14 protein-coding genes are annotated in these 14,280 nt (G+C 70.1%); 10 read left to right on the top strand and 4 right to left on the bottom strand.

Going from position 1 to position 14,280, the window contains the following annotated elements:
• Window positions 1-138: 138 nt before the first annotated feature.
• Window positions 139-1,305 carry an aminodeoxychorismate synthase component I gene (locus ACKTT0_RS13600; RefSeq protein ID WP_407850397.1) on the top strand — a complete coding sequence of 389 codons (1,167 nt, stop codon included), beginning with the start codon at window positions 139-141 and terminating at the stop codon, window positions 1,303-1,305.
• Window positions 1,306-1,562: 257 nt separating this feature from the next.
• Window positions 1,563-2,195: an aminotransferase class IV family protein gene (locus ACKTT0_RS13595; protein WP_407850396.1), complete on the top strand. Its 633-nt coding sequence runs from the start codon at window positions 1,563-1,565 to the stop codon at window positions 2,193-2,195.
• Between the two features lie 12 nt (window positions 2,196-2,207).
• Here the strand turns inward: ACKTT0_RS13595 and ACKTT0_RS13590 are convergent, their stop codons facing one another.
• Both ACKTT0_RS13590 and ACKTT0_RS13585 read right to left on the bottom strand, forming a co-directional pair.
• Complete coding sequence (locus tag ACKTT0_RS13590) at window positions 2,208-2,927, bottom strand: SDR family oxidoreductase (RefSeq protein WP_407850395.1); 720 nt, start codon at window positions 2,925-2,927, stop codon at window positions 2,208-2,210.
• Window positions 2,924-3,913, bottom strand: coding sequence for a Bug family tripartite tricarboxylate transporter substrate binding protein (locus tag ACKTT0_RS13585; protein WP_407850394.1), 990 nt, complete (start codon window positions 3,911-3,913; stop codon window positions 2,924-2,926). The genes ACKTT0_RS13590 and ACKTT0_RS13585 overlap by 4 nt, the downstream gene beginning before the upstream one ends.
• A gap of 99 nt (window positions 3,914-4,012) precedes the next feature.
• Here ACKTT0_RS13585 and ACKTT0_RS13580 point away from each other — a divergent pair, with 99 nt between their 5' ends.
• A complete protein-coding gene (locus ACKTT0_RS13580) occupies window positions 4,013-5,632 on the top strand; it encodes an AMP-binding protein (RefSeq protein ID WP_407850393.1) in 1,620 nt (539 codons plus the stop codon).
• 2 nt (window positions 5,633-5,634) lie between these two features.
• A complete protein-coding gene (locus ACKTT0_RS13575) occupies window positions 5,635-6,378 on the top strand; it encodes a GntR family transcriptional regulator (protein ID WP_407850392.1) in 744 nt (247 codons plus the stop codon).
• On the opposite strand, the gene ACKTT0_RS13570 is transcribed toward ACKTT0_RS13575, so the two are convergent.
• Window positions 6,379-7,257: a tRNA threonylcarbamoyladenosine dehydratase gene (locus ACKTT0_RS13570; RefSeq protein ID WP_407850391.1), complete on the bottom strand. Its 879-nt coding sequence runs from the start codon at window positions 7,255-7,257 to the stop codon at window positions 6,379-6,381.
• Between the two features lie 343 nt (window positions 7,258-7,600).
• Between ACKTT0_RS13570 and ACKTT0_RS13565 the strand changes: the two genes are divergently transcribed.
• The 6 genes from ACKTT0_RS13565 (at window position 7,601) to purU (ending at window position 12,623) form a co-directional block, all read left to right on the top strand.
• A complete protein-coding gene (locus tag ACKTT0_RS13565) occupies window positions 7,601-8,734 on the top strand; it encodes an MFS transporter (protein WP_407852429.1) in 1,134 nt (377 codons plus the stop codon).
• Window positions 8,731-9,369, top strand: a complete 639-nt coding sequence (locus ACKTT0_RS13560; protein WP_407850390.1) for a gamma-glutamylcyclotransferase — start codon at window positions 8,731-8,733, stop codon at window positions 9,367-9,369. Before ACKTT0_RS13565 ends, ACKTT0_RS13560 begins: the two co-directional genes overlap by 4 nt.
• A gap of 90 nt (window positions 9,370-9,459) precedes the next feature.
• Window positions 9,460-10,092, top strand: coding sequence for a pyridoxamine 5'-phosphate oxidase (pdxH, locus tag ACKTT0_RS13555; protein WP_407850389.1), 633 nt, complete (start codon window positions 9,460-9,462; stop codon window positions 10,090-10,092).
• A gap of 31 nt (window positions 10,093-10,123) precedes the next feature.
• Window positions 10,124-10,636 carry a flavin reductase family protein gene (locus ACKTT0_RS13550; RefSeq protein ID WP_407850388.1) on the top strand — a complete coding sequence of 171 codons (513 nt, stop codon included), beginning with the start codon at window positions 10,124-10,126 and terminating at the stop codon, window positions 10,634-10,636.
• Window positions 10,637-10,648: 12 nt separating this feature from the next.
• Window positions 10,649-11,758, top strand: coding sequence for an NAD(P)/FAD-dependent oxidoreductase (locus ACKTT0_RS13545; RefSeq protein WP_407850387.1), 1,110 nt, complete (start codon window positions 10,649-10,651; stop codon window positions 11,756-11,758).
• Window positions 11,759-11,768: 10 nt separating this feature from the next.
• Window positions 11,769-12,623, top strand: coding sequence for a formyltetrahydrofolate deformylase (gene purU / locus ACKTT0_RS13540; RefSeq protein WP_407850386.1), 855 nt, complete (start codon window positions 11,769-11,771; stop codon window positions 12,621-12,623).
• Here the strand turns inward: purU and ACKTT0_RS13535 are convergent, their stop codons facing one another.
• Entirely contained in the window at window positions 12,624-14,276 is a 1,653-nt protein-coding gene (locus ACKTT0_RS13535) for a hydantoinase B/oxoprolinase family protein (RefSeq protein WP_407850385.1), read from the bottom strand.
• Between the last annotated feature and the right edge of the window lie 4 nt (window positions 14,277-14,280).

Below are 14,280 nucleotides of genomic sequence, written 5' to 3'. Positions count from 1 at the left end.
TGGCTGCCTCCCCGGGCGGTGTCAGACTCCCGGCCTGCAGGCCCGCGCCATGGCGACGGCCGGCGCGCCGGGTGTCTGACACCTGTCGTGTCGCGATGGCTGCCTTCTCTACAACCCGGTGCCTGGCGCCTCGATATCATGCAATGCCGTTTTGAGGACCGGCTGGCGGGCCGCGCGCTGAGCCTGGGCGGCCTGCGCCAGCGCATCGAGGCGCGCCGGCCGGACGAGTTGCCGGCCGCGCTGGATGCCATCGAGGCGGCGCGCCGCGCCGGCCATTGGGTTGCGCTGTTGCTGGACTATGAACTGGGCGAGTGGCTGGCCCCCGAGACCACCCTGCCGCCGCCCGGCGGCGTGCCGGTGGCGCCGCGCGGCGAGGACGGCGCGCCGCGCCTGGTGGCGCTGGTGGCCGAACGCATGGCGCGCGAGGCTCCATGGCCGGCGCCGGCCGGCCCGGACGACGCGCGCATCGAATCGCTGCAGCCGCGCATGGCGCGCGCCGATTACCTGCGCCAGGTCGAGGCGATCCGCGCCCTGATCGCGGCCGGCGAGTTGTACCAGGTCAATTACACCCAGCCGCTGGACGTGCGCGTGCAGGGCGACCCGCAGCAGCTGTACCGACGCATCGCCGCGCGGCACCCGGTGGCGCACGGCGCCTGCATCGACGATGGCGAGCGCGTGGTGCTGTCGTTTTCGCCCGAGCTGTTCGTGCGGCGCGACGGCGCGCGCCTGACGGTACGCCCCATGAAAGGCACCGCGCCGCGCCACGCCGACCCCGCCGAAGACGCGCGGCTGGGCCGCGAACTGCACGCCAGCCCCAAGAACCGCGCCGAGAACCTGATGATCGTCGACCTGCTGCGCAACGACCTGGGCCGGCTGGCCGAACCCGGCTCGGTGCGGGTCGAGTCGCTGTTCTCGCTGGAGCGCTATCCGACGGTATGGACCATGACCTCCACTGTCACCGCGCGGGCGCCACTCGCCACCCTGGCACAGGTATTGCGTGCCCTGTTCCCCTGCGGTTCGGTGACCGGCGCGCCGAAGGTGGCGGCCATGCGCCGCATCCGCCAGATGGAGATCGCGCCACGCGGGCTGTATTGCGGCGCCATCGGCTGGCTGGCGCCCGACGGCGATTTCTCGCTCAACGTGGCGATCCGCACGCTGGTGCTGGATAAAGCCGGCCGCGGCGTCTACAGTGTGGGCGGCGGCATCGTGCACGACTCCGACCCCGAACTCGAATGGCAGGAATGCCTATGGAAAGCCCGCATCCTGCAGGACGCCCCGCCCGCCACTCCTTGGCACAGGACCTGACACCCACGTCCGCCATCGCCACCGGCTCAGCGGCCCCGAGGCATACCATTGTCGTGAGTCCTGGCCAGGGCCGGGCGGTGCGGGCCGGCCAGTTGGAGCGAGGGCAGCCCCCGCAGGGGCCGAGGGCGCCTGCTGGCGCGCCCGAGCCGAGCGACGTGGCCGGCCCGCACCGCCCGGCCCTGGCCAGGACGCCCGACGAACACTGCCCTCCGCATGAAACGAACCAACGCCCCACGAACCGCGCACTGGAACGCCACATGTCTGTCGAACTGATCGAAACCCTGCTGGTCGACGCCGGGCGCCGCATCCCGTTGCTGGCCCGCCATCTGGCGCGCCTGCAAGCCGCCTGTGCCGCGCTCGATTACGCGTGGCCGGGAGCCGCCGTCGAAGACGCACTGCGCGCCGCCGCGGCCGCGCTGGCCACGCCCGGCCCGCATCGCCTGCGCCTGCTGCTCGACCGCGACGGCCGGCGCAGCATCCAGACCGCGCCGCTGCCGCCGCTGGCGCCCGGCCAGCAAGTCATGCTGGCCGACCAGTTGCTGGATGCCCACCAGCCGCTGCTGCGCTACAAGACCACGCACCGCCCCTGGTACGGCGCGGCCGCCGCCTGGCTGGCGACGCGCCCGGAAGTCTTCGACCTGTTGTTCCTGAACCAGCGCGGCGAACTGTGCGAAGGCAGCCGCACCAACGTCTACCTGCAAGTGCGCGGCGTGTGGTACACGCCGCCGCCCGCCAGCGGCTGCCTGCCGGGCGTGCAGCGTGCCGACCTGCTGGCAAGCGGGCGCGCGCAGGAGCGCGTGTTGACCCTGGACGACCTGCACGCGGCGCAAGGCATCCGCCTGTCCAACGCGCTGCGCGGCTGGTTCGACGTGACCCTGCGCGGCGGCTGACGGCGGGACGGCTCAGGCCGCGCCCACCGTCAACCCGCCGCACACGTACAGGGTCTGGCCGGTGATGAAGCCGGCGCGCGGATCCAGCAGCATGGCGACCGCGTGCGCCACTTCCTCCGGCTGGCCGATGCGCCCCACGGGAATGGCAGCCGCCAGCTCGCGGGTGCGCGGATGATCGGGCGGATTCGACAAGTTGAACAGCTCGGTCGCCACGGGGCCGGGCGCCACCGCATTGACGGTGATGCCGGCGGGCGCCAGCTCCAGGGCCCAGGTGCGCGTCATGCCCACCAGGCCGGCCTTGCTGGCGCCGTAGGCGGTCCGCCCCGGCTTGCCCAGCGCGGCGCGGCTGCCGATGTTGACGACCCGCCCATAGCCGCGCCGCCGCATCGCCGGCAGCAGCCCCTGCAGCAACAGGAGCGGGGCCACCAGGTTCACCGCCAGGGTGTCCTGCAAGGCCTGCGGCGACACCTGGTCGATCTCGGCGACCTTGATCATGCCCGCGTTGTTCACCAGTTGCAGGACCTCGCGCTGCGCGGCCAGCTCGGCGACTGCCTGGCGCGTGCGCTCGGCATCGTTCAGGTCGACCGAGACGAAGGTCTCGCCCGGCATCAGGTTGGCCGGCGCGCCGCGGCTGAAGTTCACCACTTCGTAGCCGTCTTCCAGCAGGCGCGCGGCGATGGCGCGGCCGATGCCGCGGCTGGCGCCGGTGACCAGGGCAGTAGCGTGCTTCATTTGGCCGCGATGCCCCGCTGCTTGACCAGCTTGCCCCATTTGTCGCGCTCGCGCTGCTCGAAAGCGCCGAGGTCCGCACCGAACAAGGTGCCGGGCTGCGCGCCCATGGCGGCGAACTGGCGCCCCAGTTCGGGCGCCTTCAGGCCGGCGCGCGCCGCGTCGATCAAGGCGCGCACGACCGGCTCGGGCGTGCCGCGCGGCGCGTACAGGGCGAACCACGCGGTCACGTCGAAACCCGGCAGCCCGGCCTCGGCGAAGGTCGGCAAGTCGGGCACCGCGGGATCGCGCTGTAGCGACGTGACGGCAATGGCGCGCACCCGCGAACCATCGCGGATCTGCGCCAGCGAGCCGGGCAGGTTGTCGAACAGCAGGTCGACCTGGCCGCCCGCCACCGCCGGCAGCGACGCGGACGTGCCCTTGAACGGGACATGCAGCAGCTCGATGCCGGCCACCGCCTCGAAGTACGCCCCGGTCAGGTGCACCGACGAACCGACGCCGGGCGAGGCGTAGGTGATCTTGTTGTCCTTGCGCGCCTTGGCCGCCGCGATGACGTCGGCCAGCGTCTTCAAGGGCGAATCGGTGCGCACCGCCAGCACGTTCGGCGTGGTCGACACCAGCGCGATGGGAACCAGGTCCTGGGCCGGGTCGAACGGCATGTTGTCGTACAGGAACTGGTTGATGCTCTGCGTGCCGATGGTTCCCAGGCCCAGCGTGTAGCCGTCTGCGGCGCTGCGCGCCACATGCGCCATGCCGACATTGCCGCCCGCGCCGGGGCGGTTCTCCACCAGCACGGTCTGCTTCAGCCCGGGCTCCATGGCATGGGCGATGGCGCGGCCGAAAATATCGGCGCCGCCGCCGGGCGGATACGGCACCACCACAGTCACGGGGTGGTCGGGGTACGCGGCCTGCGCCGCCGGCGCGCACAGCGCCGCCAACGCCGCGACGGCCAGGCGTTTCATCAGGGAAAAGCGCGAGGGTTGCCGCATGGATTGTCTCCTCTTGTCGTCGTGCCGGGGCACGCTTGTATCCGCCATGGGATTTCAATAAAGTACTTAAATACGTACTTTAAGCATATAACCACAAGAATGTCGGCCCACACAACACCCCCGCGGCCCGCCGCGGCTTTCACTGCCCGCCTGGAAAGCCTGGCGCGCAGGAACCCCGGCGCCGTGGCGCTGATCGACCGCGACCGCCCGTTGTCGCTCGCCGCCTTGCGCGACGCCTCGCGCACCCTGGCCGCCGGCCTGGCCGAGGCCGGCGTCGGCCCGGGCAGCCGGGTGGCGCTGTGGCTGCCCAATTGCGCGCAATGGGTCGTGTCGTTCCTGGCCTGCGCGCACCTGGGCGCGCTGGTGCTGGCCGTCAACACGCGCTTCCGCGCCGCGGAAGTCGCCGACATCCTGGGCCGGGGCCGGGCCGATTGGCTGGTGTACTGGCCCGGCTTCAAGGGCATCGACTTCCCGGCCATCCTGGCCGACGTGCCGGCACAAGCGCTGGCCGGCCTGCGCGGCGTGATCGCGCTGGACGCGGCCGGCCAGGCGCCGCCGCCGCATGGCCTGCCGCTGCTGGACTTCGACAGCCTGGCGCGCAGCGCCGCTCCCGTGCCGGCGCCGGCCGGGCGCGACGACGGCGTACTGTGCTTCACCACCTCCGGCACCACCTCGCTGCCCAAGTTCGTGCTGCACGACCAGCGCACGCTGCTGCGCCATGGCGACGCCATCGCCCATGCCTACGGCTACGACGACGCCACCCGCGTGCTGGCCGCGGCGCCCTTCTGCGGCGCATTCGGCTTCGCCATGCTGGCCGGGGCGCTGGCGCGCGGCGTGCCGGTGGTGTGCGAGCCGGTGTATGACGCCGGCCGCGCCATCGACGCGATCCGGCGCCACCGCGTCACTCATGCCTACGCCAACAACGAGGCGCTGGCGCAATGGTTCCAGGATGGCCGCCCGGGCGACTTCGACACGCTGCGCCTGTGCGGCTTCGCCAGCTTCGCGCCGGCGCTCGACAACCTGCTGGACCTGGCCGCCGCACACGGCGTGCCGCTGACCGGCCTGTACGGGTCCAGCGAACTGGTCGCGCTGGTGGCCGCGCAGCCGCTCGACGCGAGCCAGGGCGACGTGTCGGTGCGCTACCTGGCGGGCGGCCGCCTCATCTACCCTGGAGCGCGCGTGCGGGCCCGCGATCCGCAATCCGGCGAGGTGCTGCCGCACGGCCAGTCCGGCGAGCTGGAAATCCAGGCGCCCAGCCTGATGCGCGGCTACCTGGACAACCCGGCGGCCACCGCCGCCGCCCTCGTCGACGACGGCTACTTCAAAACTGGCGACCTGGGCTATACGCTCAGCGAGCGCCAGTTCGTATTCCAGGCCCGCATGGGCGATTCGCTGCGACTGGCCGGCTTCCTGGTCAACCCGGCGGAGATCGAACGGCTGGTCGAGACCCTGCCCGGCGTGCGGGCCTGCCAGGTAGTGGGAGCGACCCACCAGGGCAAGACCGTGCCCTACGCGTTCGTGCTGCTGCGCGACGGCGCGCGGCCCGACCCCGATGGCTGGCGCGCCGCCTGCCGCCGCGCGCTGGCCGGTTTCAAGGTGCCCGTCGGCTTCCAGGCGCTGGACGCCTTCCCGTCGGTGGAAAGCGCCAATTCGGTCAAGATCCAGAAGCACCGGCTGCGCGACATGGCGGATGCGCTGCTGGCCGGCCGCGGCGCCTGATCATGGCGGCCGGCCGACTGTTCGCGCGCAGCCCCCAGCCGCTGTACCTGCAGGTGGCCGCGGTATTCCGCAGCAACATCCACAGCCGCTGCTGGCGCCCCGGCCAGCAAGTGCCGCCGCTGGAAGTCCTGGTCGAACGCTATGGCGTGGCGCGCTCGACCGTGCGGCAAGCCTTCGGCCTGCTCGAGAGCGAAGGCCTGATCCGCCGCTCGCGCGGGGCCGGCACCTTCGTCAACGAAGCCCTGCCGCAGACGCCGACGTTGCTGATCCCCCAGAGCTGGGACGAGACGGTGGCGCTCAGCAACCAGCTCGGCACCGTCTCGCTGATGGAGTCCAGCGCCGGCGTCGCGCTGCCCGACCCGCTCGGCATGCCCTGCGAATTCGCGCGCGATGGCCGTTTCCAGCACCTGCGCCGCGTGCACGTCACCCAGGCCGGGCCGTTCTGTTACAGCGAGGTCTACCTGGACAGCGGGCTGTTCCGCAAGCACCGGGCACGCATCCGCACCAGCACCGTGGCGCCGGTGCTGGACCAGTTCTACGGCAGCCAGATTTCGCAGGCGCGCCAGGTGCTGAATGTCATCGAGGCCGGCGGCGAATCCGCCGAGGCGCTGCACATCCCCGTCTCGGCGCCGGTCGCCGAGCTGCGCCGCTTTGCCTGCATCGCGGACCGGGTGGTTTATTTCGCGCGGCTGGAATTCCCGTTCCAGAAGATCCGCATGGAATTCGACCTGCTGGCCGGGCGCTGATCAGCGGGCCGGCGCGGCCAGCGCCAGGCGCACGGCCTCGTTGGCCACCGCCAGGCCCATGGCGGCGGTGACCATCACCACCGAGCCGTATCCGGCGCACGACAGGCCCTGCGGCGCGGCCGGGGCGGGCGCGGCGCCCAGGTCGTCGTCGGCCTCGGCGGCCCGGCTCCAGGCCGCCGGCAGGATGGCCGGCTGGTCGAACCATAGCGCCCGCACCCCCATGCGCGGCACGCGCTTCAGGGGCTTGCCGCGGGCATCGCTGGCCTTGGCAAAACCGTGCTGGCGGCGCAGGGTATTACGCAGCTTGGCCAGCAGCGCGTCGTTGACCGCCTGCGACAGGTCGCCGGCGCGCAGCGCCAGGGGGTCGGTCTTGCCGCCTGCCCCGCCGCACAACAACAGGGGCAGGCCGCGCTCGCGCGCGTGCAGCACCATGGCGATCTTGGCGGAAATCTGGTCGGTGCAGTCGGCCACCGCCGTGTAATACCCCGCCAGCACCTGGCCGACATTGCCCGGCTCGACGAAGTCGTCCACGCGCGTCAGCACGCAAGCCGGGTTGATGGCCTGGATGCGCGCGGCCATGGCCTCGACCTTCGATTGGCCGAGGCTCGGCGTCAGCGCATGGACCTGGCGGTTGATATTGGATTCGGCAATGTGATCCAGGTCGATCAGGGTCAGCGCCCCCACCCCGCAGCGCGCCAGCGCCTCGGCGGCCCACGACCCGACGCCGCCCAGCCCGGCCACCGCCACGTGGGCATCGCGCAGCCGGCCCGGCGCGTCGGGGCCGTACAGGCGGGCCAGCCCGCCAAAGCGGCGCTCGGCGTCGATTTCGCACAGCGCATCGATGCTGTCACGGGATTCGGGGACGGGAGAAAGTGCCATGGCGCGTATTTTCCCACGACGCGGCCGGGCGCGGCGTCCGGCCCGACGTTGCAAGAACGACACAGGCGCGATCATTGATCGAACATGTATTTGCGCGGTCACAAAGCAGGCATCTGCCGGTATTTGCTATGCAACTGCCGGCAGTCTTGCGCCAACGTGGCTGTTACCGGCAATGCAGCCAAGGCTGCGGGTACGAGCCCATCATCGGCCTGCAACCTCGACACTAGAGGGAGTTGGGGCCAGAATGGCTGAAGTTAACGCCGTGTCCGCCCCGTCTTCTTCCCCTTCGCCCGCCCCCGCCGCGACGGAATTTTCCGGCGCTGGCCTGCTGTGCGTGGTCGCCATGCTGAACCACGTGGCGCTGACAGGGGGACGCATCACCGTATCGCTGACCGCCCTGCAACTGGGCCTGTCGACCTTCGTCGTCGGCGGGCTGGTCGCCGTGTTCGCGGTGATTCCGATGCTGATGTCGGTGCGCGCCGGCCAATGGATCGACCGGGTCGGCGTGCGCCGCCCGGTGACGCTGGGCAATGCGCTGGTGGTGCTGGGCACGCTGCTGCCCTTCGCGGCGCAGACGCAGCTCGCCCTGCTGGTGGCCGCCTGCAGCATCGGCATCGGCTTCATGCTGCACCAGGTCGCCACCCAGGACGTGCTCGGCCACGCCGAACCGCAACGCCGCCTGCGCAACTTCTCGTGGCTGTCGCTGGCCATGGCGGGCTCGGGCTTCAGCGGCCCGCTGATCGCCGGCCTGGCGATCGACCACCTGGGTTCGCGCCTGGCGTTCGGCATCCTGGCCCTGGGGCCGCTGGTGGCGCTGGCCGGCCTGCGGCGCCTGCAGCCGGCCTTGCGCGCCGTCGACCGCAGCATCGAGCCGGCCGCGCGCCAGGTGGCCCGGCGGCGCGTGACCGAGTTGCTGAAGCTGCCAGCGCTGCGGCGCATCCTGATGGTCAACACCATCCTGTCGGGCGCCTGGGACACCCATCTGTTCGTCGTGCCGCTGTTCGGCGTGGCCATCGGCCTGTCGGCCACCACGATCGGCAGCATACTGGCCGCCTTCGCGCTGGGAACGTTCCTCATCCGCCTGGCACTGCCCTACATCCAGACGCGCGTGCGGTCCTGGAGCCTGGTCCGCACGGCCATGGCCATCACCGCGGTGGATTTCCTGATTTACCCGCTGTTCGCCGACGTTGCCGTATTGATCGGCCTGTCTTTCGTCCTGGGGCTGGCACTGGGCTGCTGCCAGCCCAGCATGCTGTCGCTGCTGCACCAGCACACGCCGCATGGCCGCGCCGCCGAGGCGGTCGGCCTGCGCATGGCGTTCATCAACGCCTCGCAGGTGTCCCTGCCGTTGACCTTCGGCGCGCTGGGTGCGGTAATTGGCATTGCCCCCCTTTTCTGGGCCTACGCCCTGGCATTGAGCGCCGGCGGCTGGGCCAATCGCCACCCCCCGCAAGAAGCCGAGACGCCCGCGCCGTGAATCCGCCGCCCACCGCCTCCTCCGTACCCTTTCGCCTCTGGACGCCCGAAGAACGGCGCGCCTCGCTCGATGACGCCCTGAAGCACTGGCGCCAGGGCGAGGACGTGTGGGTCTACGGCTACGGCTCGCTGATCTGGCGTCCCGACTTCGAATACCAGGAACGGCGCCTGGCCACCCTGCGCGGCCACCACCGCGCGTTGTGCCTGTGGTCGCGGGTCAACCGGGGCACGCCGGAATGCCCGGGCCTGGTATTCGGGCTGGACCGCGGCGGGTCGTGCCGCGGCGTGGTCTACCGGCTGGCCGGCAAGGCGGTGCCCGATTTTTTCCCCGCCCTGTGGGACCGGGAAATGTCCACCGGCGCCTATTTGCCGCGCTGGATCAATTGCGCCACCGACGCCGGCCCGGTGCGGGCCCTGGTATTCATCATGAACCGCGACAATCCGGCCTATATCCGGGCCCTGCCCGAAGCCGAACTGCTGGCCATCGTGCGACGCGCGGCCGGGCGCTATGGGCGCTGCACCGAATACGTCATGCAGACCGCGCACGCCCTGCGCGCGGCCGGCATCCACGACGCGCGGCTCGACCGCATCGCGCGGCGCCTCGAAACGGAACCCGACCCGTTGCCCGAAAACTAGCGCGCGCCGTTCTCGGCCTCCGGGGCCACGCCGGCGATGGCGGTAAACTGGAGGCTGTCCTCTTTTGTGCCGTTTGCCGGCTCCGTTTCCATGTCTGTTTCCGATCTGCGCCAAAGCTACGAGAAAGGCTCCCTGCTGGAAAACACCGTCGCCGCCTCGCCCTTCGACCAGTTCAGCCTGTGGTTCGACGAGGCGCTGGCCGCGCAAGTGCCCGAGCCCAACGCCATGACGCTGGCTACCGTCGACGCCGAAGGCCAGCCGTCGGCCCGCATCGTCCTCATCAAGGGCTACGACTCGCGCGGTTTCGTGTTCTACACCAATTACGAGTCGCGCAAGGGCCTGGAACTGCAGGCCAATCCGCGCGCCGCGCTGCTGTTCTTCTGGCAGCCGCTCGAGCGCCAGGTGCGCATCGAAGGCCGGGTGGAAAAAGCCACGGCCGAGGAATCGGACGCCTACTTCCACAGCCGCCCGCTCGGCTCGCGCATCGGCGCCTGGGCCTCGCGCCAGAGCCAGCCGGTAAGCCGCGCCGACCTGGAAGCGCGCGAGCAGGAGGTCCGCGCCCAGTACGGTGAACAGCCGCCGCGCCCGCAGCACTGGGGCGGCTACCGCCTGGTGCCCACCCAGTTCGAATTCTGGCAGGGCCGCCCGTCGCGCCTGCACGACCGCCTGCGCTACCGGCCCGACGGCCGCGGCGGCTGGGCCATCGACCGCCTGTCGCCCTGACGCGCCGCCCGTCCCCGCTTCAATCGCCTGCATGCCCGCCACCGACCCCGATTTCGACGCGCAGTTCTTCCGCACCGCATTGGGCCGCTTCGCCACCGGCGTCACGGTCGTCACCACGGCCGCGCCCGATGGCGCTCCCATCGGCCTGACCGTCAGTTCCTTCAACTCGGTCTCGCTGGACCCGCCGCTGGTGCTCTGGAGCCTGTCGCGCGCCTCTGCTTCGCTGGACGTGTTCGAGCACTGCGAACGCTACGTCGTCAACGTGCTGTCGGCCAGCCAGATCGCGCTGGCGCGGCGCTTCGCCCTGGGCCACACGCGCGAGCGCTTCGCCGGGCTGCCGCGCGCGCAGGCGCCCGGCGGCACGCCCATGCTGGACGCGCACTGCGCCGCCTGGTTCGAATGCCGCAACCGCAGCCGCTACGTCGAAGGCGACCACGTGATCATGGTGGGCGAGGTCGAGCGCTGCGGCCACACGGCCGAAGCGCCGCTGGTGTTCCACGCCGGCGGCTTCGACCTGACGCCGGCCCACAAGCATTCCGACTGACCCCGATTATTCATGAGCACTGACATCGACTGCATCGTCGTCGGCGCCGGCGTGGTGGGCCTGGCCGTGGCCCGCGCCCTGGCGCTGGCCGGCCGCGAAGTCCTGGTGGCCGAAGCCGCCGAAGCCATCGGCACCGGCACCAGCTCGCGCAATTCCGAAGTGATCCACGCCGGCATCTATTATCCCGCCGGCAGCCTCAAGGCCCGGTTGTGCGTGCGCGGCAAGCATCTGCTGTACGAATACTGCGCCGCCCGCGGCATTCCCCATCGCCGGCTCGGCAAACTGATCGTCGCCACCAGCGACGCCGAAGCGCAGGCGCTCGACGGCATCGCCGCGCGCGCCCGCGCCAATGGCGTGGACGACCTGCAGCGCCTGGACGGCGCCGCGGCTGTCGCCCTGGAGCCGGCCCTGCGCTGCACGGCCGCGCTGCTGTCGCCTTCGACCGGCATCGTCGACAGCCACGCCCTGATGCTGGCCTACCAGGGCGACGCCGAACACGCCGGCGCGCAATGTGTATTCCATACCCCCATGCTGTCGGCCCGGGTACGGCCCGGCGGCGGCTTCGACGTGCAGTTCGGCGGCGACGAGGCCATGAGCCTGTCGTGCAACCTGCTGGTGAATGCCGCCGGCATCCACGCGCCCACCCTGGCGCGCCGCATCGAAGGCCTGCCGCCCGCCAGCATCCCGCAGGAATACCTGTGCAAGGGCAGCTACTTCACCCTGGCGGGCCGCGCGCCCTTCTCGCACCTGATCTATCCGGTGCCGCAGCACGCGGGCCTGGGCGTGCACCTGACGCTCGACCTGGGCGGCCAGGCCAAGTTCGGCCCCGATACCGAGTGGATCGCGGCCGAAGACTACACGCTCGACCCGGCCCGGGCCGAGGTGTTCTATGATGCGGTGCGCACGTACTGGCCCGGCCTGCCCGACAACGCCCTGGCGCCCGGCTATACCGGCATCCGGCCGAAGATTTCCGGGCCGCACGAGCCGGCCGCCGATTTCGTCATCGCCGGCCCGGCCGCGCATGGCGTCGCCGGACTGGCCAACCTGTTCGGCATCGAATCGCCCGGCCTGACCGCCAGCCTGGCCATCGCCGAGGAAACCCTGGCGCGCCTGTCGCTCTAATTCGCAGATCATGCAGCATAACGACTACATCCTGACCCTGTCCTGCCCCGACCGCACCGGCATCGTCTACCGCGTCAGCGGCCTGCTGTTCGAACTGGGCTGCAACATCCTGGATTCACAGCAATTTGGCGACGAGGAAACCGGCCGCTTCTTCCTGCGCGTGCACTTCGACCTGCCGACCGCGGTACCCGAGGGCAGCCTGCGCGAGCAGTTCGCCGCCCTGGCCGGCGGCTACGCGATGGAATGGCAGATCCACGATGCGCGGCGCAAGGCGCGCCTGCTCATCATGGTCAGCAAGCAGGGGCACTGCCTGAACGACCTGCTGTTCCGCGTGCGCAGCGGCCAGCTACGCGCCGAAGTCGCCGCCATCGTGTCCAACCACAACGACTACGCCGGCCTGGCCGCCTCGTACGGCATCCCGTTCCACCACCTGCCGGTCAGCCCCGAGACCAAGTCCGAGCAGGAACAACAGGTGCTGGCCCTGGCCGAACGGGAATCGATCGACCTGGTCGTGCTGGCGCGCTACATGCAGATCCTGTCGCCGGAAATGTGCCGGGCGCTGGCCGGCCGGGCCATCAACATCCACCACAGCTTCCTGCCCAGCTTCAAGGGCGCCCGCCCCTACCACCAGGCACACGCGCGCGGCGTGAAGATCATCGGCGCCACGGCGCATTACGTGACCTCCGACCTGGACGAAGGCCCGATCATCGAGCAGGACATCGAGCGTGTGGACCACACCATGACGGCACAGGACCTGACCCAGGTCGGCAGCGACGTCGAATCGCTGGTGCTGGCCCGCGCCGTGCGCAGCCACGTCGAGCACCGCGTGGTGCTCAATCGCGGCAAGACGGTGGTGTTCCGGTAACTACCAGCCGGCGGACTCCGGATAATAGCCCTGGCGCCGGTCGTATTCGAGCGCTTCGGGCGAGCGCCTGGCCGGATCACCGTAGCCGCCGCCGCCGGGGGTATACACCTCGATGACGTCACCGGCCTGCATCACGATGCCCTGATCCTTCGACACGTGCGGCGGCACATAGGCACCGCCGTTGCGGTAGACGGTCACGCGCGTACGCCCGCCCTCCTGCCCCCCGGCCGCGCCTGGCGGACCGAATTTCCCGTGGTCCATCACCATGGAAGCCCGCGCCGATCCGGCACGCAGCCGGATCCGGTAGTGGATTCCCATGCCCCCGCGAAACTGGCCCTTGCCACCCGACCCCTCATGAATGGCGTAGCGCTCGAACAGCACCGGGTACAACTGCTCCTGCACCTCTACTGGCGCCGCTTTCGAAATGCCTATCGTGGAGCAGCCGTTGGTCAGCCCGTCTCCGCCCGGGTGGCCGCCGTAGCCGCCGCCGGAAATCACGTACATCACATACGACCTGTCATGCAGGGGATCGTTGCCGCCAATCGCGAGGTTCGCCGTGGTGCCCGCCGGCGCAGCGAACAACCGCTGCGGAATGGCCTTTTGCAGCGCGTCGAATACCGCCTCGGCGATCCGCTGGCTGACCTCGGCCGCGCACCCTGAAACCGGCCGCGGATAGCGGGCATACAGGAACGTGCCCTCCGGATCCGCAATGCGCAGCGGCTCGAACATGCCGGCATTGATAGGCAGCTCCGGAAAAACGTGCTTGATGGCCAGGTAGATGGACGAACGTGTCGTCGCGATGACGCTGTTCATGGGCCCGGCGCAAGGCGGGCTGGAGTCCCCCAGGTCGAAGTGCATCAGCTCGCCCTCTTTGCGGATCTTCACCGATACTTTCAAGGGGCGGTCTTCGACGCCGTCGGAATCGAGATAGGCCTCGCCACAGTAGTCACCGTCCGGAATCGAGGCAATGATTGCGCGCGTCTGTTGCGACGCCTGCCGCTTGAGCTCTTCGATGGCCGTATCGACGGTATCCTGGCCATAGCGGTCCAGCAGCTGCGTCAGGCGCCGCTCGCCGATCGCCAGGGCGGCGGCCTGCGCCTTGATATCGCCGATGCGTTGCTCGGCAATACGGATATTGGACATCAGGATGGATAGAATTTCCGGGTCGAGTTCATTCTGCTTGTAGAGCTTCACGGGCGGCAGCCGCAAGCCCTCCTGCTCTATTTCGGTGGCATGCGCCGAAAAGCCCCCGGGCACCATGCCCCCCATGTCGGGCCAATGGCCCGTGTTCGCCAGCCAGGCGTACAACTTGCCGCGATAAAAGAATGGCTTTACGAAACGCACGTCCATCAAGTGAGTGCCGCCCAGGTATGGGTCGTTGACCATGAACACATCGCCTGGCGCGATGCTGTTGGCGCGGGCGATAACCGCCTGGGTCGAGAACTGCATGGTGCCCACGAAGATAGGCAGCCCCAGCTCGCCCTGGGCGATGAGCTCGCCCGAGTCGCGATGATAGATGCCGTTGGAGCGATCCTGCGACTCGGAAATAATCGGAGAAAACGCGGCGCGACAATGCGCCAGGTCCATTTCATTGCACACTTGGTGCAAGCCGCTCTGTATGACGGTAAGCGTGACCGGATCGATGCTTGCCATTGAA

This window comes from Bordetella saccharivorans (assembly GCF_045862855.1).
Classification (GTDB): Bacteria; Pseudomonadota; Gammaproteobacteria; order Burkholderiales; family Burkholderiaceae_B; genus Bordetella_A; species Bordetella_A petrii_F.
This window is presented reverse-complemented; position numbering and strand designations above follow the sequence as displayed.